This is a genomic window from Pseudoalteromonas sp. OOF1S-7 (genome assembly GCF_022347765.1).
In the GTDB taxonomy this organism is placed as follows: Bacteria; Pseudomonadota; Gammaproteobacteria; order Enterobacterales; family Alteromonadaceae; genus Pseudoalteromonas.
In genome coordinates this window covers 190,611-209,019 of the sequence record NZ_JAKRFZ010000008.1, presented here as the reverse complement: position 1 = coordinate 209,019, position 18,409 = coordinate 190,611, and the positions used below count along the sequence as shown (strand labels likewise).

Annotated in this window: 20 protein-coding genes; 5 read left to right on the top strand and 15 right to left on the bottom strand. The window is 47.7% G+C overall.

What is annotated here, in order from left to right:
- Window positions 1-21: 21 nt before the first annotated feature.
- A complete protein-coding gene (locus MHN33_RS13595) occupies window positions 22-552 on the bottom strand; it encodes a hypothetical protein (protein ID WP_239398505.1) in 531 nt (176 codons plus the stop codon).
- Between the two features lie 211 nt (window positions 553-763).
- Between MHN33_RS13595 and MHN33_RS13590 the strand changes: the two genes are divergently transcribed.
- Window positions 764-1,522, top strand: coding sequence for a glycosyl hydrolase family 18 protein (locus MHN33_RS13590; protein ID WP_239398504.1), 759 nt, complete (start codon window positions 764-766; stop codon window positions 1,520-1,522).
- A gap of 14 nt (window positions 1,523-1,536) precedes the next feature.
- On the opposite strand, the gene MHN33_RS13585 is transcribed toward MHN33_RS13590, so the two are convergent.
- From MHN33_RS13585 to MHN33_RS13555, 7 genes are all read right to left on the bottom strand, one after another.
- Window positions 1,537-1,938 carry an ACT domain-containing protein gene (locus tag MHN33_RS13585; RefSeq protein WP_239398503.1) on the bottom strand — a complete coding sequence of 134 codons (402 nt, stop codon included), beginning with the start codon at window positions 1,936-1,938 and terminating at the stop codon, window positions 1,537-1,539.
- Window positions 1,939-2,272: 334 nt separating this feature from the next.
- Window positions 2,273-2,590 carry a lamin tail domain-containing protein gene (locus MHN33_RS13580; protein ID WP_239398502.1) on the bottom strand — a complete coding sequence of 106 codons (318 nt, stop codon included), beginning with the start codon at window positions 2,588-2,590 and terminating at the stop codon, window positions 2,273-2,275.
- Window positions 2,591-2,873: 283 nt separating this feature from the next.
- Entirely contained in the window at window positions 2,874-3,677 is an 804-nt protein-coding gene (locus tag MHN33_RS13575; protein WP_239398501.1) for a hypothetical protein, read from the bottom strand.
- Window positions 3,670-4,707 carry an MlaD family protein gene (locus MHN33_RS13570; protein ID WP_239398500.1) on the bottom strand — a complete coding sequence of 346 codons (1,038 nt, stop codon included), beginning with the start codon at window positions 4,705-4,707 and terminating at the stop codon, window positions 3,670-3,672. The genes MHN33_RS13575 and MHN33_RS13570 overlap by 8 nt, the downstream gene beginning before the upstream one ends.
- The gene (locus tag MHN33_RS13565) at window positions 4,679-5,377 is read right to left on the bottom strand and encodes an ATP-binding cassette domain-containing protein (RefSeq protein WP_239398499.1); all 699 of its coding nucleotides are present in this window, start codon (window positions 5,375-5,377) and stop codon (window positions 4,679-4,681) included. The genes MHN33_RS13570 and MHN33_RS13565 overlap by 29 nt, the downstream gene beginning before the upstream one ends.
- Window positions 5,377-6,129: an ABC transporter permease gene (locus MHN33_RS13560; protein ID WP_239398498.1), complete on the bottom strand. Its 753-nt coding sequence runs from the start codon at window positions 6,127-6,129 to the stop codon at window positions 5,377-5,379. Before MHN33_RS13560 ends, MHN33_RS13565 begins: the two co-directional genes overlap by 1 nt.
- A gap of 161 nt (window positions 6,130-6,290) precedes the next feature.
- A complete protein-coding gene (locus MHN33_RS13555) occupies window positions 6,291-6,752 on the bottom strand; it encodes a GNAT family N-acetyltransferase (protein ID WP_239398497.1) in 462 nt (153 codons plus the stop codon).
- A 168-nt stretch (window positions 6,753-6,920) separates the two neighbouring features.
- Between MHN33_RS13555 and MHN33_RS13550 the strand changes: the two genes are divergently transcribed.
- Window positions 6,921-8,264: a dicarboxylate/amino acid:cation symporter gene (locus MHN33_RS13550; RefSeq protein WP_239398496.1), complete on the top strand. Its 1,344-nt coding sequence runs from the start codon at window positions 6,921-6,923 to the stop codon at window positions 8,262-8,264.
- A 152-nt stretch (window positions 8,265-8,416) separates the two neighbouring features.
- On the opposite strand, the gene MHN33_RS13545 is transcribed toward MHN33_RS13550, so the two are convergent.
- Window positions 8,417-8,557 carry a DUF6435 family protein gene (locus MHN33_RS13545; protein ID WP_239398495.1) on the bottom strand — a complete coding sequence of 47 codons (141 nt, stop codon included), beginning with the start codon at window positions 8,555-8,557 and terminating at the stop codon, window positions 8,417-8,419.
- A gap of 289 nt (window positions 8,558-8,846) precedes the next feature.
- Between MHN33_RS13545 and MHN33_RS13540 the strand changes: the two genes are divergently transcribed.
- Window positions 8,847-10,106, top strand: coding sequence for a phosphatidylserine decarboxylase (locus MHN33_RS13540; protein ID WP_239398494.1), 1,260 nt, complete (start codon window positions 8,847-8,849; stop codon window positions 10,104-10,106).
- A gap of 377 nt (window positions 10,107-10,483) precedes the next feature.
- Here MHN33_RS13540 and MHN33_RS13535 read toward each other — a convergent pair whose 3' ends face one another.
- Window positions 10,484-11,359 carry an SDR family oxidoreductase gene (locus MHN33_RS13535; RefSeq protein WP_239398493.1) on the bottom strand — a complete coding sequence of 292 codons (876 nt, stop codon included), beginning with the start codon at window positions 11,357-11,359 and terminating at the stop codon, window positions 10,484-10,486.
- Window positions 11,360-11,456: 97 nt separating this feature from the next.
- Window positions 11,457-12,299 (bottom strand): type 1 glutamine amidotransferase domain-containing protein, encoded by an 843-nt coding sequence (locus MHN33_RS13530; protein WP_239398492.1) that lies wholly within the window; start codon window positions 12,297-12,299, stop codon window positions 11,457-11,459.
- A gap of 95 nt (window positions 12,300-12,394) precedes the next feature.
- On the opposite strand from MHN33_RS13530, the gene MHN33_RS13525 reads away from it, so the two are divergent.
- Window positions 12,395-13,348 (top strand): LysR family transcriptional regulator, encoded by a 954-nt coding sequence (locus tag MHN33_RS13525; RefSeq protein WP_239398491.1) that lies wholly within the window; start codon window positions 12,395-12,397, stop codon window positions 13,346-13,348.
- 79 nt (window positions 13,349-13,427) lie between these two features.
- On the opposite strand, the gene MHN33_RS13520 is transcribed toward MHN33_RS13525, so the two are convergent.
- Window positions 13,428-13,991, bottom strand: coding sequence for a hypothetical protein (locus tag MHN33_RS13520; RefSeq protein WP_239398490.1), 564 nt, complete (start codon window positions 13,989-13,991; stop codon window positions 13,428-13,430).
- Between the two features lie 318 nt (window positions 13,992-14,309).
- Between MHN33_RS13520 and MHN33_RS13515 the strand changes: the two genes are divergently transcribed.
- On the top strand, window positions 14,310-15,053 hold the full coding sequence (locus tag MHN33_RS13515) for a hypothetical protein (RefSeq protein ID WP_239398489.1): 744 nt from the start codon (window positions 14,310-14,312) through the stop codon (window positions 15,051-15,053).
- Window positions 15,054-15,168: 115 nt separating this feature from the next.
- On the opposite strand, the gene MHN33_RS13510 is transcribed toward MHN33_RS13515, so the two are convergent.
- The 3 genes from MHN33_RS13510 to MHN33_RS13500 all read right to left on the bottom strand — a co-directional run bounded on the left by MHN33_RS13510 (window position 15,169) and on the right by MHN33_RS13500 (window position 18,281).
- Entirely contained in the window at window positions 15,169-16,275 is a 1,107-nt protein-coding gene (locus MHN33_RS13510) for a nuclear transport factor 2 family protein (RefSeq protein ID WP_239398488.1), read from the bottom strand.
- A gap of 82 nt (window positions 16,276-16,357) precedes the next feature.
- The gene (locus MHN33_RS13505; protein WP_239398487.1) at window positions 16,358-17,386 is read right to left on the bottom strand and encodes a helix-turn-helix transcriptional regulator; all 1,029 of its coding nucleotides are present in this window, start codon (window positions 17,384-17,386) and stop codon (window positions 16,358-16,360) included.
- A gap of 100 nt (window positions 17,387-17,486) precedes the next feature.
- The gene (locus tag MHN33_RS13500) at window positions 17,487-18,281 is read right to left on the bottom strand and encodes an MBL fold metallo-hydrolase (RefSeq protein ID WP_239398486.1); all 795 of its coding nucleotides are present in this window, start codon (window positions 18,279-18,281) and stop codon (window positions 17,487-17,489) included.
- Window positions 18,282-18,409: the final 128 nt, after the last annotated feature.

Below are 18,409 nucleotides of genomic sequence, written 5' to 3'. Positions count from 1 at the left end.
GTTGACGCTTCTGAAGGACGGTTATGCCGGCTTATCGCGGCGCACACCGATGCGAGGATCCTGAGAGTAGAATATCTCATTTAGCTTGCCTGCTGATTCATTCAATTTCACTGCAACAAACCTAAAGTCTATCCGGTCAAACTCTCCTTCACTTAAGGCTGCGTTACTTAGTACATTGTTGATAGTCAGCACCAGTGTTTTACCCTGGTTTTGAACTTGTGCATCAAGTGTGTAATCTTGCGCATCCTGCTCACTCGTCAGGGAAATGCCATTTTGCCAAAAGCGCCAGTCTGCATGTTTCTTATCTTTCATCTCAACGATAATGACAGCCTGTTGTCTGGAGATCAGCGCACGATGCGCTTTGTCAGAGATCCCCTCAAGCTTTTCCAGCACAAACGGAATATCAAGCGGCTCATCACTTGCCACCTTTTTGTACTTTCCACAGTCAGCATCAAAGTACTTCAGTTCCCATTTTTCTTCATCGCTCTTTGGGTTAAGTTCAAATAAAAAGTTCTTAGTGTTTAGCTCAACACTCATATCTTTGTTTTTCATTTTCAGTCATTCCTTATCGGTCATTGCGCACCATGAGCTTACCCGGTGTTTTTAAAAAACACCAATAAAATCCGCTAATTATTATTACTTTTACCACAACAAAAGCCTCATCACCAGTGCGTGTAATAGAGTGTAATACTGGTGTAATGGTCTGCGTGAACAATTCTAGCCATAGTATTGTCCCAGATAAGTTAATGATTAAGTTATTGCCATGACTTTTAGACACAATACATGCCTAACAGAGACCGACAAGAAACATGGAAGCTGTGAAAAAGCAATCTACATCAGTGGGGTGCAAGTCAGGCCAGCAGGTCTGGATGGCGCCCGTCTTGTTGCGGTTGGGGGTATTGCTGCCTTTGCGGCGCACCTGGATGCGACACGCACCAGTTACCCCGACACCCGGTTGTTACTCAGCCTTTCACCAGATGATAACGGCTGGCGCTATCTGAGCCAGGACATCAATGGTTGTCAGGTCTTCTGTCAGAGTGTGGTCGACTTTTTACGCCAGTATAAGCTGGATGGACTGAATCTAGATGCCGCGTTTTACTATGCTCAGCTGGAAACACAGGCCGTCAGCGGCAGTGCACATTTTCAGAACCTGGCAACCATTTCTCCCCATGACTTTGATGCACTCCTTATGGGGTTAAAGTATCAGTTTAGTCAGGCTACGCAGCAGACCGGACACAGCTACTTGCTGACGCAAATAGCCAACAGCACCGGGCCACTACTGAACCACAGCTACCCTGCTGACCTCGCACCAAATAGCCATATCACTGGAAAAATGCACACCCGGCCAAGCGCAGATCGAGGAATTGATCTGAATGATAAAAAAGCGGCCGCTCTGCGTGGGGGGAGCGGCCATTATGGTGTAAACGGCGTTGTAAAATACGATGAAAGACCGCTTAACAGTACACAAGAGCGAGATTATTTTAGATATAGTCGCTTTACAGACCAAAAGTTATTTGATTAAGCCTGCAGAGACAATTAACTTGACGCGGCCAGGTTAGTCAGTGCATTTAAGGCAGCCTGCGCATGACTGGTCTGAACAAAAATATGATCGTGATAGAAAGCCGCAACTACATTCGCACTGATCCCCTGCTCTGTCAGGCAACGGGCAACTGCGGCGGTCAGGCCAACAGCATCAAGGCTGGAATGCACACTGAGGGTTATCTGATGAAATGGTCCTTCATATTCAAGGCCATATTGCTCAGCAGCCGCTTGTTCAACGATCAGTGTAAGCCCTTCTCGCTCTTGAAAAGTAGCAATGGGATTAAGTGGTATGTACTCCTCCATACGTCCCGTAACGGTACAAAAAACGTACTCCTGTTCGTGCAATACAGGCTCCATGGTTTGAATTAACGCGGCCAAGTCGATTATACCTGCCATTCTAGCTGTTCCTTTTTAAGTTACACTGTCTCTCGACACTCTAACAAACCCTCCTCACCATGCCAAGTCTGCTAACATGCCAGTAAAGCCAGGTTAGACAAGTGCAAGAACAATAAATTCAACATATAAACGACATCAAGTTCAGCACAAATTAACCACAACGTAATAATACGTAACTAATACTTCGAAGTTTATCCCGATTGAGCCCTTGATAAATTCCTTAACTTGTATTCATCAACCAACTAAAAGACCGTGTTTGCTGCCATAACATCTCCTCCTGGCCTACCAGTTAAACTCGTGCTGATTCTGGTCATCAAGTAAACGGGCTTTCCCCCTAATACCGCCACAATGCGTGATGGCTGTTAAAGCTGAACCCTCCGGTTTGTGGACTGTGAAAGTTGGCACAGACCCAGACCATGCCCTGAGGACGCAACACAGCACCAGAGTGAAACTCAAAATGCTGCGATATAGCACCTTTGATACACCAGCCACTCAGATCAATCCAGGCCGAGCCCGGATTGGCCATTTCTACATATTCATCACAGTGATTCATCTGCTGCGCTCTGATGTAATGAACCTGACTGATTGCCACCTCAGAATGCGCAGCAGTGCCATATTTCCAGTTACAGATCTCTGCCCAGCTAGTCTCCAACAGGGTTGCGCAGTCTCCCAGGTTATTCCGGACAGGCCGACACTGACAAATTTGGCCGTGGAACTGCCCGCACGGATTGCAATCATCAGCTTTTCCTGAGGATATATCAGCGTTCGATGCCCAAAAATAATTGACTGACCCTGATCACCCGCGCACAGTTTCCAGCCATGCAAGTCAATGATGGCTGGTCCACGGTTGAATCGTGACAGGTATTCATCCTGACAGATTTGTACTTGATGGGTATGAAACAGCTAACGGACTGGTATAAGCAAATTTGCCGGGTTTAATCGTCGGTCTGGCTCAGTTCAGTAAGGCGTGTCTGATAATATTGTGCTCGCTCTGCATCTGCGGCCGTACTATAGTACTGCACGGCAACTTTGAAGCATGCTACCAGCCAATTGGTCAGTTCCAGCGACGCAAAGTGCGCAATTGCTGCATCCAGCGCCGGCTCCACACCGCTTTGCCCGGTTGCTGTGCGCCACAATGCATTGTGGTAGAGCACAAAAGATTGAATTTCTACGTTGCTCAGAGACTTATCAGCTTTTAGTTTGGCCAGCTGCACAATATCCTGCTCCGCCTGCGCCCAGTTAAGCGATGCAGGCGCATACTGCCAGCCAACCCAGCGATAATAGATGTGCTTTTCTGTCTGCCCGCTAAACTGGGTTTGTAGTTTGGCCACCAGCGCTAACGCCTGCGCCTGCTCACCACGCTTAAATGCCAGTTTGCTGCGCATAAAGTCAATAGCAGGCGCAAGCTCAGTCTGCTCGAACCTCGCAAACACCTCAGCCTGCACGATGCGCTGCTCGGCTCGTTCAAGCTGACCTTGTCTGATATTTACCGCCGCCTGCTTGAGCCGTGCCAGGCCCATTTGCTCTGCATCATGCCTTTTGCTGGCATAACGATAGGCTTTGTCGTAATACTCTAAAGCCTGCTGATAGGCTCCCTGCTGGCGTTTACGATCTCCCTGAGCGAGCCAGGCGGCGGCCTGGCGCTGATACGTTGTAATCTGATAGTCACGCTCCGGGGCCGATGAGCAACCCAATAGCCACAATGCACACAACAGTGCCAGCCCACTTGCCTTAGTCATGCATTTCTATCCCCTCATTATCGACTGGCGCACTGATCCCATCTCTGAATACCGGGTGATTATTCAGCGCCTCCAGGGTTTTTTCCATTTGTAGCAGAACCTGTTGCACACTATGCACCGTCAGGACAAACTGCTCCCGTTCACCATGCACATCTTTAAGCATTTGCTGCATCACCGAGAGGTTGGCATTGAGGTTTTGCAGCACCAGAGGTAGCTGACTATCGGTGATTTCTTTCACCAGCTCAGTAGGCTGACCATACGTCACCAGCGTAGTTTGTGCCTGAGTGAGCATACTGTCTGTCTTGCGTAACGTTTGATTAAGCTGACTCAGCAATTGCGGCATTTGGGCCAGCCATACCTGACTTTGCTTCAGCGTTTTTTCGGCCTCCGGGAGCAGTTCACTCTCGCGTAATTCTTCGCTGACAATCATGATGTGATCACTTATCTTGGCAACTCTGTCGAGTGCTCTGAACAAAGAACCGGCCTCTGGGTTATCCTCCTTTTGCAAATTCTGTAGTAAGTCCTGAATACTGGCGAGGATAGACTCCACATCATCTTTGGAGCGAGAAACATAGCCAGCTGCCAGATACTGCTGGCCAAGTGCACTGTTAATATGCGGCACCAGTGCCCCTGAAGGCAAAGCCACAAATGACCCGACTTTATCTGCCTCAGGCAAAATCAAATCTAACGTCGTTACCTCATCAAAAATAGGGTGCTGTTCCCCTGTCAGTAACGCATATTTAACTACTTTCCCGCTGTACTCCTGAAATACCCAAAACTCAACTTCAATGTCGTTACTCTCTAAATTGAGCTGATAGCTGTCAATTCGGCCTATCTCCATCCCTTTGAAGTACACAGCAGGCAGAGCACTCAAACCACGCGCATTGTCCAGTATCGTTTTGTAGTAAACCTTGTCTGCAAATGTGTGATTGTTCACCAGGATCATGATACAAAACGCGGCCAGCAATAATACCCCGGTGAGACTGAACGCAATCACAATTCTATTGGCATTTTTGGGCTTGTGCTGCATGCTCACTCCCCAGGGTTAGTTCATCCGGTAAGCCCAAATGCAGCTGCTGATCGGTCAGGCTTGTCATGAGTTCCTGACGATTTGAGCAAAGGACTAAGGTGGTGCCTTTTTCTTTGAGATGCCTGAGTAAATCAAGCTCATGTCGGCACCAGGCGCGGTCAACCTGCGCCATTGGCGCGTCCCAGATCAACGCTTTAGGCTCCATGATCAAAGCCCGGGCTAGCCCGGCGAGTGACGCCAGCCCCGAGGATAAACGGTCGGTACGCTGATCCAGATACTGAGTCAGTCCGAACTGCTGGCAAATCTGTTGCACTTTTTGCAGTTTCTCCCCCTGACTCAGCCGACTATGATGGCGGTTTAACGGCAGCAACAGGTTTTCTTCGAGTGTCAGATTGGAGATTAATGCCGAGACCTGAAATATCACCCCGAGGTCGCGACGAAAACGGGCATATTGCAACGCCGTCATTGCTGAAATTTCAACGTCATCGATCAGTACGCTGCCGTGCTGAGGCCGGGTAATATCACAAATAATACTAAACAGCACAGATTTACCACTCCCCGAACGCCCGGTGATAAGCAAACACTGACCAGATTCAACGGTGACATTGATATTGGCAAGTATTGGTTGATCCGCCACGCAGTGGCTTATGTTCTTAAGCGCTATCTTCATTACCAGCCACCCATCAGCGCGAAGTACAATAAGGTAAAGAACACGTGGATCACGCACAGTGCTATCAGCCCCCGACCCACCGCTTTGATATTGCGTTGCGGCACTTCGGTAATCGCACTTTTTACGGTCAAACCGTGATAGCTGGCTATCAGGCTGATCATCAGACCAGAAAACGCGACTTTAGCCAGCATGATCACCATATCGAGCCAATGTAGCTGGGCAACCAGCTTGGCAAAAAAGGTGCTGACAGGAATAGAGGCAAATGCGTTGCTCACCAGATAGCCGCCAAAAATGCCACACGCAACAAAGTAACTCATTAACAGGATCAGTGACGCCACCATACCCAAAACACGTGGTGCCACCAGGTAGGAGATGGGCGAGACCCCCATCGCTATCAGTGCGTCAATTTCCTTGCGTACCACCATGTTGCCGAGTTCTGTCGTAATGGCGGTTCCCGAACGGGCAAGTACTACGAAACACACTATAAATGGACCAAGATCTCTGACTATGGTAGAAATTAAAATCGCATAGATCCACTTGACCTGACCGATAGAAGATAACAGCGGATACCCCTGAACAATGATCAACGCCCCGATCAACAAAGCGATTAACATGACCAAACCCAAAGCTTCCACACCGGTAAATCGGATCTGGCGTAGCAAGATCTCCAGACTAATAGAGCGGTGACGATGAAACACTATAAAGTCTGAAACCACATACGCGGAAAAAGGCAAAAATCCGTAATTAATCATGACTGCTCCCTATTGCTTGATACAACAGACACAGCATCGCAAAACCCTTATCGATTCAGTTAACTTTAAGCGTAGCAGTAATTTGCTGTAATACAGTGAACAAAAAGTGATTACTTAGTGAAATGCACAAATCTGACAGAACAGCTTTTCTCACAGGTATATCACAGGCGCTTTTCCATCAAAAAATTGCTCAGTACAATGCCCTGTCGTTCGATGTGATTTTGCTTTATCTGGATGAAACCACGCGCTGCAAAAAAGCGGCGGGCAGGTTTTGAGGCTTCCACATAAAGACGTGATAGCCCTCGAGTGATTGCCTGTGTTTCTACTTGGTCGTATAGTGCACCAGCCACGCCCATACCCTGATAATCCGGATGCACGTACGTGCAATCTATGTACCCGTCATGGTCCAATTCAATAAAGCCCACCACCTGGCCATTACTCAGTGCCACCCAGGGTTGTTTCTGCTCCAGCCGCCGCGACCAAAATGCATAGTCTGGTGGGCTGGGCGCCCACAGCGCTTTTTGCTGCTGGTCATATACCTCATCGGCAATAGCATGAACCGCAGCATGAAACAGATCAGTAATGTCTCTGGCCCAGCAGGCCTGATAGTGTTGAATCTCCATCTTAGTACTCTCTTGTCTGGGTATTGCCTAACTGGCAAGAAAATTATACCGCCAAATTAAATGTAGCAAACGACCACGGGGCGGGTACTTTGATGCCGGTCAAGGTTAACAAATTACACTGTGCTAGGATATTAACTCTAATCGTGCTATTCAGTCAGGGATACTATTATGACAGACATCCAATCGACCCATGAACCTGCCAGTTTACTGCAAAAAAAACGGCTCTGGTTACAAATTGTTATTGCCCTGGTATTGGGTATTACCATAGGCTTGCTGCTCTCCCCCCAAGGCGCGGCTTTGGTCAGCAACCAGGCAGCCATAGACATTGCCCAGTGGGTCGCTCTGCCAGGCCAGGTTTTTCTCGCCCTGATCCAGATGGTTGTGATCCCTCTGGTGCTTTCCTCCATCATTCTGGGGATTGCGGGCAACAAAGACACCGGATTTCTGAAAAAGGTCGGGATCCGTATCTTACCGTATTTTGTCACAACTACGTTTGTCGCGGTGGTTCTTGGTCTGGCAGTGGTCTATCTGATTAAGCCTGGCAATTACGTCGACAGCGCATTGTTCAGCGCTATTCAGGCGCAGCCCACTCAGATTGTTGCAACGCAAGTAGTCCAAACTTCTATCCCCGATAAAGTCGCGGCCATTATTCCCGCCAACCCGACGCAATCCACGCTTGATAAAGATATGTTTGCGATCGTTGTCTACGCCAGTTTTATTGGTATGGCCCTGACGACTTTAGCTCAGCGCCGCAAAGCATTGCTGGTCGATTTTATGGATGGGATCCAGTCTGTTTCTTTGCAGATTGTTAGCTGGGCCATGTTGCTGGCGCCCCTCGCCGTGTTTGGTCTCTTATGTGACATTACCATTCGCATTGGCGTGGATGCCCTGTTCGGTGTCTCAGCGTACGTTGCCACTGTACTGCTGGGCTTGGCCGGTTTATTACTGATCTATACCTTGGTAGCCTCCGTGGTTGGCAAATTACACCCAGTGGCTTTTTTACGAGCGATCCGCAGTGCCCAGCTGTTAGCCTTCTCTACCTCAAGCTCAGCAGCAGTGATGCCACTTTCAATGCGTACCGCTCAAAAACAGTTGGGTATTAAAAAACCGATAGTCCAATTTATTATCCCGCTTGGCGCGACCATTAACATGGATGGTACTGCACTCTACCAGGTCGTGGCCGCGATTTTTCTTACTCAGGTATTTGGCATTGACCTGTCAATGAACCAGGTCATTCTACTGATCATGACCACAGTTGGTGCATCAATCGGCTCACCCAGTACACCCGGAGTCGGTATCGTGATCCTGGCGTCCGTGCTGGCCAGCTTCGGCATCCCGGCAACTGGCATTGCCCTGATCCTGGGTGTCGACCGGATTTTGGATATGTGTCGCACCGTTATTAATGTTAGTGGCGATTTGACAGCCTGTGTGGTTATGAATCGCTGGTTGAAAGACGAAACGGCGCTGACTGAACGGGAACCGGTTAGTGCAGATGAAGTAGTAACGGGCTAGCGTCGCGTGCTGCAATCAATAAATGAACCACAGTATGCGCTTAGTCTTTACTGTTGATATGTCCGTCGGCGCTTTCGTAATAGGAATGCATAGCTATCAGATCTGACTAAATGAGCGAATCGCTACTTTTCTTCAAAATGCGCAATTTGTTGTCAAAGTGGCTCAGCCTCGGCTGTGAGCATCGCATATCCCCGAATATCGCCATTACGTTGCGCATGCGTTGCCTGCGCTAATTTGGTGTTGTAAGCATTACGTAGTTTTTTAACCGGATCACGTCTTAAGAACTGGAACATGAATAGAAACTCCTGAAAGCAAATGTGATCCGATAAACGTCTCTGGCCCCGCTTAGGAGCAGTTTCTCACGTTACACTCTGTAAACCATTTTCCTGTGTTACAATCACCATCGCAAAGGCAAATGGCATGACCACTGCCAGCCCTGTCCCCATACATTTAGTTATGTGTAATCTGCTGTAATTGCACTGTATTCAGTCCTGACCTATACCCTCATCTGTGTGCGCTTGAGCACATCTCCAAACGGACACCAAACCTGAGCATCTGCTTTAACACTACAGGACCAGCACCATGACTGATATTTCAACTATTCCTTTGCCCGACCCTATTAACTGGGAAGAAAAATGTGCTATTGCAGAGCTTCATATTTTAGGGCTGGATGGCGTTTTTCTGGAAAATCAGCTTAACCTGCTGTGGTACCTTGAGGCGCTCGCCGAAGTATGCTCAGAAACGCATATTGCAAGACGCAAAAAAATAGCCTCTTTCTGGCAACCTTATTTGTATCGCGAGCCAGGCTATACTTTACAGAACTTCTTTACTGAGTGGTTAACTTATACACCAACACCTGACAACCCTGGTTTATACATAGAATATTGGGACTATTTGGTTAATACCGAGTCCGGTTTAAAACTGGCCAACGATGGTTATTTCAGAGGCTGGTTCAGACAATTCCTAAACTTTCATGGTGACTGGATCAACAGCACCTCGTCCACTAACACATTAAGCGCATGGATGGCGTACACCGGAACAGATGGGCACCCATTCAATATTGACCACTATGAACGCCCGGACCCACACAGCCCGGAAGGCGGGTTTCGGTCTTTTAATCAATTTTTTCTGCGTAACCTCAAACCAGAAGAACGCCCATTGTGCCATCGTGTCGAAGATGAGGGCGTGATTGTTTCACCCTGCGATGGTGGCGTATTTTTCCTGGACAAGGGGGGCTATGAGGTTAATGAAAGTCATGCTAATAACCGCTACCTGCTGCCTGGTAAGTCGGGCGATCACTTTAATCTGATTGAAGCCATTCCGGGATATGGCCGTTGTTTTGTCGGTGGGCCCTTGCTTGATATTTTGCTGTGGTTTACCGATTACCACCACTTTCACGCCCCCGTAACTGGAACTGTGATAGATCAGGGTCTGTATGAAGGGTCATATAATTACGACTTTGATAATTTCAATCCAAAACACCCTTACGACCCACTGCCACCACATAGCAGCGACCAGGTTGGCTGGTATCAAAGGCTCGGCAAACACCAGCGTTATGTCTGGGTGATTAAAACCCCAGATCTGGGGCTGGTCGCTATGGTTGCCATCGGTTTTTGGGGAGTAGGTAGTATAGTGAATGCTATAGAAACCGGCGCTCATGTTAAACGAGGTCAGTATATGGGCCACTTCGGTTATGGAGGATCGTCGATTGTGCTGGCATTTGAACCAGACAGAGCGTATCAGTTTAAGGTGGGCGAACACCCCGTGAGTGGACCAAATAACCCGACACAAATGAAAGTCAGAGCGTGTCTTGGTCGGGCCTTGCCACCACTGGAATGGTAAAAAGACATACAAATCGACAAACTGTTGCCACTTTGTTATGTACCTTGGCAAAGTGGTATGTTATACCAATTTTACTTAATACCGGTTCAATTTGAAGGAGTAAATCTGCCGCTAACTACGTTAAAAATTTATCATTTAGAACCTTTTGCCTAAGGTATTCGTTCGCAAATTTTTGCCTCGCCTATATGGATGTAGGTGCCTCAACGGTAGCAGGACGCGGGAGCGGTGTTATCGACCCTATTTTCTCACCTCAAAATAGAACACTTAATTAAACAACTTGGTATTATCCGGCAATATGAGCGACACAAGCGGTGCAGCCCGCCCCCTTACTGAAGGAGGAATTCGGGCCGCTGACTTGTTTGATGCACGATTGATTATTAGCTTTGCTTTACTCTGAACATGGCGTCCATACCATAGGCCGCGTAAATATGTTGCATGGCTTTTTCTCTGGCTTCATTCACCGCTTCAATTACCGGATTCAGGCCGCTGCCATCCACGGTGGTTCTGAAAGGGCGTGCTGATACTTCAGTATGTAACAATTTCAGCACAGCATCTGCGACCATTTGCGGGCTGGGTGCATCTTCGGCATCATGACCTTGCTCTGTGCCGGCCCACATTTGTTCCGGCGCATCTGCCTGTTCTCCATAGCTCTCAGTCACAGCCTGGTCACTCGCTCTCAGTAAATTTGCACCAAAATCAGTACCAAAACCACCCGGCTGTACGAGTAAAGACTGAATACCAAACTGAGACAATTCGACCCGATAGTTTTCTGCCAGACCTTCAACCGCGTGCTTAGTCGCGTTATATGACCCCATAAAGGGCAGGACAAACTGACCCAAAATACTGGAAACCTGCAGCAAAGTGCCTTGTCCACGCTGTTTCATATGCGGTAACAAGGCCCGTGCCATACGCTGGACACCAAAGACGTTAATATCAAATACCCGCTTGAAGTCTTCCATGTCAAAGCTTTCCTGCCAGCCAAGCGTCCCAACGCCTGCATTATTAATCAGTACATCAATATGCCCCACCCGCTCAAGTGCAGTCTTCACTCCCTGTGCAACGCTTTTGTCATCCGTCACATCGATTTCAATGACGTGGACTCCCTTTCCTTTAAGCTCATTGGCAACTGAGGCATTTCGACCTTGCGGGTCACGCATGGTGCCAACAACCACAAAGCCATTGTCTGCCAGTGTATTCGCAATAAGGTAGCCAAACCCACTGTTTGATCCGGTCACTAAAACTGATTGTGTCATGGTATTCTCCAGAATTCATAAAATCTTGTCTACTCGCGCACAGCATGGACTGTAACTGTGCGCATACTTTTCTGCCGCATTGCTCTGCAGCGGGTGATTAATCCAGTTGCTTAAGTAATGCTAAAGCCACACCGGTTGACGACTTGTTGTTCTGACCTGTGACTAGTTCACGGTCCACAACAATATGCGGATGCCAATCTTTTTCGCCGCGAGAGTAATCTCCTCCGGCTTTGGTCAGCGCGTCCTGTGGCCAGTAGTGAAGTTCATCGCCACCCAGATAATATTGAGTTGCAATCGCTTCTTCAGAATTGCTGAAGGTAGTCATGCGATACCCTTCATATATCCAGCCCTGTGCAGGTTTAGCGTTTTTGCCTGACTTCATCGCCACTTCAAACTCAGTTGCGTTAGGCAACGCAGAGAGTAACGCCACCGGGCCGTGACAGACCAAGCCGGTTGGTTTTTTCTGAGCATTGAAGTGACGTAAAAACTCACCTAATTGCGGGTTAGCAACCAGGTCCCCCAATGGCGCATGTCCACCCGGTACAAATACAGCGTCAAACTTGTCAATTCCAATTTGCTCAATGCGGGCAAAGCTGACGACCGGGCTGTGCGTCTTGTCATCAATATTTAGGCTATTAAACAGGGCCTTGTGAGTTTCATAATTGGCTTTGCTGACGTCCAGAAAATGGTCTGGTGTGTCTGACACCGGGTCGAGTCTTGGTGCCATGCCTTTTGGTGAGGCAAAAGTCAGGGTATGCCCAGCATCCAGGAACAGCTTAACCGGTTCCATCAGTTCGTTCAGGTATACACCCGTTTTATAGTCATAACCGTTTTTCAGAGTCATTTGCGCGGTATCCGACATAACCACCAGGATCTCATCGGCTAAGGTCAGTGGGCTTGCTACCAATGCAGCCAATGCTGCAAGTGTTTTTAATTTCATGGTCATCTCCTGAAGTGTGCTGACGCGTGTTCTTAACTTGGGTCTAGAATAAGCTTCACCATTTCATTAATGAAATTAATTACTATAATATAACCATGAATAAGATTAATGGCGCTGAGGTGAACGTGAGTAATATTTCAGATATCGAACTGAACCAGCTGCGGCTACTGCAACTGATATTTGAGACCAAAAACCTGACACGGGCCGGAGAGCGAGCAGGATTGACACAATCGGCTGTCAGCCACACGCTGAAAAAACTGCGCCATAGTTTTAATGATTCATTGGTCATTCGTCAGGGCAACAAGCTGATCCTGACACCACGTGCAGAATACCTTCAGGCTCAGCTCAGTCGCTGGCTGAATGATTTTGAGCGTCATATCCTGACTCAGGAGCAGTTTGAACCCGCTCAATCCAGTCGCACCTTTTACATCGCCACCAGCGATCTGGTTGAGCAGTCACTGGCTCCGGCCCTCATCCAGCATCTGAGCAACGTGTCACCAAATATACAGGTGGTATTTGCCAAGCTTGATAAGCGTGGTTTTGCCAGCCAAATAGAAAGTGGTGAAGTGGACTTTTCAATCAGCGTAATTGAGTCGAGCCATCCAGCTCTGATGGTCACCACCTTGTATAAAGACGACTATGTGTCCGTTGTCAGGCAAGGCCACCCTTATCTGAACTCAGAAAACGATCTGGCAAGCTATTGCCGATATCCACATATTCTGGCGGGGACGGGGAAAGATATCAGAGGCACCGTGGATGATGCACTGGACCAGTTAGGACGAACCCGCAAGGTACAATATAAAGTCGCTAACTTTTCCAGCGCGCCATACATTGTTGAAACCAGCGATGCCATATTTACTGCACCACGCACCTTTGTGGAAGCCATTCGCGCTAAGTTCAGCATCGCAGTATTTGAACCGCCGCTGTCTGTTGCCCCCTTCTCAATGAAAATGTACTGGGATATCCGTAATAAAGACGACCAGGCCAGTCGGTGGTTCAGGCAGCAAATCACCTCGGTCGCCAGGCAAGCCGCGGCAAAGGCAATGTGACTGTGGATTGAGTTTCATGACAACATTGCTCGTTTTGTTTTTTAAAGTTTATGACGACTCTTGATATGTTTTCCACAGCTTATATGCCGATCCAGTTCAGAAGATCCCAAAGTGTGTTGCCGGCACACTGCCTGTGCTGCTTCTGCCACACATGGCTAACTGATTGACTGGACTGCTCAACAAGATCTCCGGCTGAGAACTCATACACCGTAGCTTCATAAACAAACCCCGTTTGCAGCTGTTCACCTTCACTGGTCTGACAATATGTGGGCGCAATATCGCCCAACCGCACTTCAATGCTCTCATTAAACCAGCTTGCCTTAACAGGATAAGTTTCCTGACCAAAAAACGCCACGGGGTCAATCAGAGGTGGGTTTTGAGCGCATGAGTCCATTACCAACGAAGTCAGCCATAACTCGCCGCCCTTTAATTCCCAGGTTCCCTTGTACCCTCGCCAGTTGGCGCTGCACCAGCCTCTGCCACCCAGTTTAGACTGGATGCCATCATAGTCGTACAGCGATTCTAGGGGAAACACATCGATGCCATACGATTTACCTCCAACAATATAGATTTCTCTGACCTGATCGGTTGCAAAACCTGCTCCGCTGAACAACAGCACGGGTAAAAAAAAATATTTATACATAGCGCCTCACTATTGCCGCACCGGGAACACCTCTGCCGGAAGCCCGCTATTTAAACCACTTATACAAGCATTTTCGGGTTCATATGCCCGTGTCACGTAATTTATCAGGACAACGAGATGAATCGGGATAAGAACAATATCCCGCAAAATTAAAAATAAGAACATTTTATGAGCACACCTGGAAAAACAAATAATAAAAGATTAATTTGGCACACATACTGCTTAAAAATAGCGACTGCTAAATCAGGCAGTAAAAAGCCAAGGTGCTCAGTCAAAGGCATCACGGCACATTCATTTTTTACTAAGGAGTAGAGTAAAATGAAACAACTTTTAATTTCCACCGCCCTTCTGGTTTCTGGTACTTTTTGTTTTTCATCTCAGGCCGGGGAATTAGACCCTCAACTGCAATCCAAACTTGATCAGGCATACTTTCTGTACGACCACGGTCACTATCAGGAGTCACTAGAACATATTCAGTGGCTATTTAACAACGGTATTGCGACAGATTATGACTTCACGCCACACCAGATCGGTATAATCACACGGTGGGGTGCGATGAGAGATCTCTATGAACCTGCCAGAGTCAGCTATGATAGCGCATTAAAAGACGCCATTACTAAGCTCAAACGTGCGCCTCACAACTGTGCTGCATTTGATGATGTCGAAGTGATGATGGAGAATAAAAATGCACTCGAAGACTTCGTGAGCGTATTGGAAAACGACACTGCTGAGCATCCTGAAATTTGGCAGCGCTGCTGGGACTACAGTACCTCTTTAATAGCTGTTGAACAAACATCCAAGCCTCTGATAGATGCTTACCTGGTCGACTTGTCTGATCACTTCAAAACCGTATTTATCCCGGTTATTGATGGGTTATACTCGCAATGCTATGACGATTATGACTATCGGGAGCTCTGTCAGGATAGTGTCAAAGAGTACCTCACAGGTGTCTCAGCCTCTTTCAGACACGCAGCCATGACCCATTATGGCCTGAACGAAGCGGGTCAGATCGGCGGTTTAACTCTGCAACTGTTATTAAAGTGGCAGACGCAAGATAACTAAGCAGGCAACCTTACGTAGAGGCAATCTGTTGCCTCTACTGTGAAAGCGGCAAGTATTTTCCCAGTTTCATACCTTCTTCAGCCTGTTAAACCTGCCCGTTGTTAGATACACCACATCAAATTTTCTCTAATACAGCTATCATGGCCTGAGCAACCGCCACGGAAGACAGATAGTTTTGTCCGGTGATCAATCTGCCATCGACTTCGACAAAAGAGGTATTGCGTTCACCATGCGAAAACACTCCGCCATGAGCTTTAACTTGCTGACCAATTAAAAACGGAAACTCTTTGAAATAAGCAGCATCCTGGCGTTCAAAAGACTCGGGATAACCACTCACCCGCTTGTTGGCCACCAGATATTCCCCAGAGTTGAGTTTCAAATTAACAATACCAGCAGTCCCATGGCACACCGCAGAAATAATCCCGTTATTTTGCTCGTATACTTGCATGGCAATCGACTGGATCTGCGGATGCTCTGCCACTTCGTACATGGCATTGCTTCCTCCAACGTAATGCACAGCAAGGTACTGTGAGGCGTCCACTTGCTCTGGCGTCAGGCTATGGCCAATTGCGTACATAAACTCTGGATCGTACAGGTAGTGTTTATGAATTGGCATAGAGGTATTGATATAAGACAGGCTCAGCGGACCTCCTCGGGTACTCATAAAGTCGACCTCATAGCCGGCTTTGATAAAGGTGTCATAAGCATAGACGAGTTCAGAAAAGCTGGTACCTGCCGGCAAGTCGCTGTCACCATGAAAGCTGGCACTGGAGGCAATAAACAAGATTTTTTTATCTTTATACTGCGTGCTCTGCTGTGTCGCCGTTTTGCTGACGATTTGCCATATGCCAGCAATACGTTTAAGCAAAACGTGATCGATGAATGCCTGATAAGGCGGGGACACGGCAATTTTTAGCCGCGCTGTGGCAATGTCGCCGTCTATTTTTAGGGAAAGGATCTTCCCCCGTCTTTGTTTATCAGTCTGGCGACCAAACCAGCTACTATATTGACTGGCCGTGACTGTCCAGAATGGCTTTTTATCGTGAGAGAGCAGCAACTGAGCTTGCGGGTGAAACGCATTTTGAATGCGTGCAGGGTCACCCATTTGCGTCCCCTGCAGATAGTCATTTAAGGCACGTATAACCCCAGTCTCGTTTGCCTGACTGTCCCCCCAGTGCATCAAACAAAGTAAAATTAATATCGCCTTCAGATAAGTTTTCATGGTGTATCTCCGATTAACTTAAAGTCACCTCACCATAAAACATAACCTTAAAAATCAATTTCCTGGATTATAATTTACGTGTTCAGGATGATAATTCAGGGGTATTTTTAGCCCGGAACTGACTGGGAGTCTGGCCACTGTATTTCTTAAAAGCCGTGTAGAATGTTGAGCTGGCATTGAATCCACATAGCTCTGCGACGTGATCTATTGTCAGGCTCTGTTGCTGGCATAACAGTACCTGGGCATATTCCACTCTGTAGCGGTTAAGATATTGATTGAAGTTGCAGCCATAATGCTGATTTAAAAACTGGGACAACTTGGTATGACTCACTCCCAGGCGCCGGGCCAGTCTGGGTAGAGACATGCCAGGGTCGGTAAACAGCTGCTCCTCATCCAGTAATTGCGCTAATTTTGCAGATAGCTCACGGCTCTGCTGCACTGAAATACGCTGCGCTGCGTATTTTACTGTTGTTCGGTCTGCACCTGAGTAAACCACAATACTCAGGTAGAGCACCATAGAAAAAGACAAGGCACCCATAATGTAGGAGGTATAGGCTGCGGTATAATAGGCAAGCCAGATTAACCAGCCGCCACCCAGCACCACCAATGGCATATCACGCCAGGTTAACCGGCTTGGGGTGGACCATAGTGCGACCAGTTTACCCCGGTACAACCAGCTTGCTGCTAACAAATAACCAAGCCAGACATAACTAGATCCCCGGTATATCCAGTTTTGCCAAAGTTCCAGGTGGCTGTGATAGGGATACAGTCCCCCCAGCAGCAAAACCGCAGATACCCAGGCAGCAAAATGCCAGCGTAATAGCACACGATATTTTTCCGGGTTAATTGCACGAAAGCAAAAGGAAAAAAGGCTCGGCCCAATCAAACAACAGGCACTTAGCCCCAGCTGTAAAATGTCTTTACTCAGTTCCGGACTGAAATAAAATGCGACTGATTTGCCAATGCGAACACTCAACATCAATAGCAATAAAGACAGCCAGGGAGCCCCTGCTAGTTCCTGACGTTTGTGATAGATCCAGGCTGTGAGCAAAAGCCCGTTAAACGCCCCGAGAGAGGCAAAAAAGAACAAAAAGTAGCGCGAGAATTCCATAGTTTTATTGATTGGATACTGACTCTGTCACTATCGCACATCGACCCAGTAACGCCAAGAGTATGGCGTGTACCGGTTGTGAGATACCCTTTTTTATTGCTTATGCAGGATCATGCTCGTGTTCGATAACCTGGATAGTCCTCTCTACAAAGCGTTTGTATGCTTTGCGAGGTAAAAAGGGTGATTTATCCTGCGAATTAAAGCGCGCGACCAGGTCAATGACCGTTTTATCTGTCATTATTTGCTCAACACTTAACCCTTGTGTACTAAGTGTTCGGACTCTGCTTACCCAGTCAAGGGTATTTTTTCTAAACATACGTAACGCAGCTTTGCCAGCAGCCGCGCCATGGCCCGGCACCACCAGGCTCTGTTCATCCCCTAAGCTTAATATCGTCTCTATTGCCTTGTTAAACCCTGCAACCCCGCCAGCATAAAAAGTTGGATGCCAGCTGGTGTCAAACACATCTCCAGCGAAAATGACATTGCCCGGCTTGTAATAGTAGATGTTGTCGGTGCCGGTATGAGACTTCACCACCCGGTGAGCAATATCAAACCGGTTTATTGCGCTCGTCACAAGTTGCGCACCTTGGCTTACAAAAAATGCATTGCCACCAGTATGATCTGCATGAGCATGCGTATTTATAATATGCGTAACGGGTTTGTGGTAAATTGCCTGAATGGTTTTTTCCAGTTCAGCCAGATATGCCTCACCTGGCATCGGGTCGATTAATACCAAGCCATCGGGCGTGTCGAGCAGCCCAATATTAGTACCGTAGTCCTTCCCGGTTAAAATATGTACTTGCTGCGACACGGTCTGTACCTGGATATTGGCACTGAACGCCACGCAGCTCAACAAAAGTAGCGCAGTGGCAGCTAGCGTTTTAAACAATTTCATGAGCAATCCCTGTTGTATTTTGATAAACAGCATACGTTGTGCTGAAAATTAATCAACGGTTCTCCCACCTTGATGATTTTGGGCTGAATGTAACGTCACTAACAAGCCTGAACCATACTTTCCTATGC

What these genes read in the sequence shown, in the direction of transcription:
- MHN33_RS13515 (WP_239398489.1), top strand. Translation starts at nt 14,310, where the DNA reads ATGAAACAACTTTTAATTTCCACCGCCCTTCTGGTTTCTGGTACTTTT.
- MHN33_RS13545 (WP_239398495.1), bottom strand. Translation starts at nt 8,557, where the DNA reads ATGTTCCAGTTCTTAAGACGTGATCCGGTTAAAAAACTACGTAATGCT.
- MHN33_RS13535 (WP_239398493.1), bottom strand. Translation starts at nt 11,359, where the DNA reads ATGACACAATCAGTTTTAGTGACCGGATCAAACAGTGGGTTTGGCTAC.
- MHN33_RS13530 (WP_239398492.1), bottom strand. Translation starts at nt 12,299, where the DNA reads ATGAAATTAAAAACACTTGCAGCATTGGCTGCATTGGTAGCAAGCCCA.
- MHN33_RS13550 (WP_239398496.1), top strand. Translation starts at nt 6,921, where the DNA reads ATGACAGACATCCAATCGACCCATGAACCTGCCAGTTTACTGCAAAAA.
- MHN33_RS13595 (WP_239398505.1), bottom strand. Translation starts at nt 552, where the DNA reads ATGAAAAACAAAGATATGAGTGTTGAGCTAAACACTAAGAACTTTTTA.
- MHN33_RS13520 (WP_239398490.1), bottom strand. Translation starts at nt 13,991, where the DNA reads ATGTATAAATATTTTTTTTTACCCGTGCTGTTGTTCAGCGGAGCAGGT.
- MHN33_RS13575 (WP_239398501.1), bottom strand. Translation starts at nt 3,677, where the DNA reads ATGACTAAGGCAAGTGGGCTGGCACTGTTGTGTGCATTGTGGCTATTG.
- MHN33_RS13585 (WP_239398503.1), bottom strand. Translation starts at nt 1,938, where the DNA reads ATGGCAGGTATAATCGACTTGGCCGCGTTAATTCAAACCATGGAGCCT.
- MHN33_RS13510 (WP_239398488.1), bottom strand. Translation starts at nt 16,275, where the DNA reads ATGAAAACTTATCTGAAGGCGATATTAATTTTACTTTGTTTGATGCAC.
- MHN33_RS13560 (WP_239398498.1), bottom strand. Translation starts at nt 6,129, where the DNA reads ATGATTAATTACGGATTTTTGCCTTTTTCCGCGTATGTGGTTTCAGAC.
- MHN33_RS13505 (WP_239398487.1), bottom strand. Translation starts at nt 17,386, where the DNA reads ATGGAATTCTCGCGCTACTTTTTGTTCTTTTTTGCCTCTCTCGGGGCG.
- MHN33_RS13540 (WP_239398494.1), top strand. Translation starts at nt 8,847, where the DNA reads ATGACTGATATTTCAACTATTCCTTTGCCCGACCCTATTAACTGGGAA.
- MHN33_RS13590 (WP_239398504.1), top strand. Translation starts at nt 764, where the DNA reads ATGACTTTTAGACACAATACATGCCTAACAGAGACCGACAAGAAACAT.
- MHN33_RS13570 (WP_239398500.1), bottom strand. Translation starts at nt 4,707, where the DNA reads ATGCAGCACAAGCCCAAAAATGCCAATAGAATTGTGATTGCGTTCAGT.
- MHN33_RS13555 (WP_239398497.1), bottom strand. Translation starts at nt 6,752, where the DNA reads ATGGAGATTCAACACTATCAGGCCTGCTGGGCCAGAGACATTACTGAT.
- MHN33_RS13565 (WP_239398499.1), bottom strand. Translation starts at nt 5,377, where the DNA reads ATGAAGATAGCGCTTAAGAACATAAGCCACTGCGTGGCGGATCAACCA.
- MHN33_RS13525 (WP_239398491.1), top strand. Translation starts at nt 12,395, where the DNA reads ATGAATAAGATTAATGGCGCTGAGGTGAACGTGAGTAATATTTCAGAT.
- MHN33_RS13500 (WP_239398486.1), bottom strand. Translation starts at nt 18,281, where the DNA reads ATGAAATTGTTTAAAACGCTAGCTGCCACTGCGCTACTTTTGTTGAGC.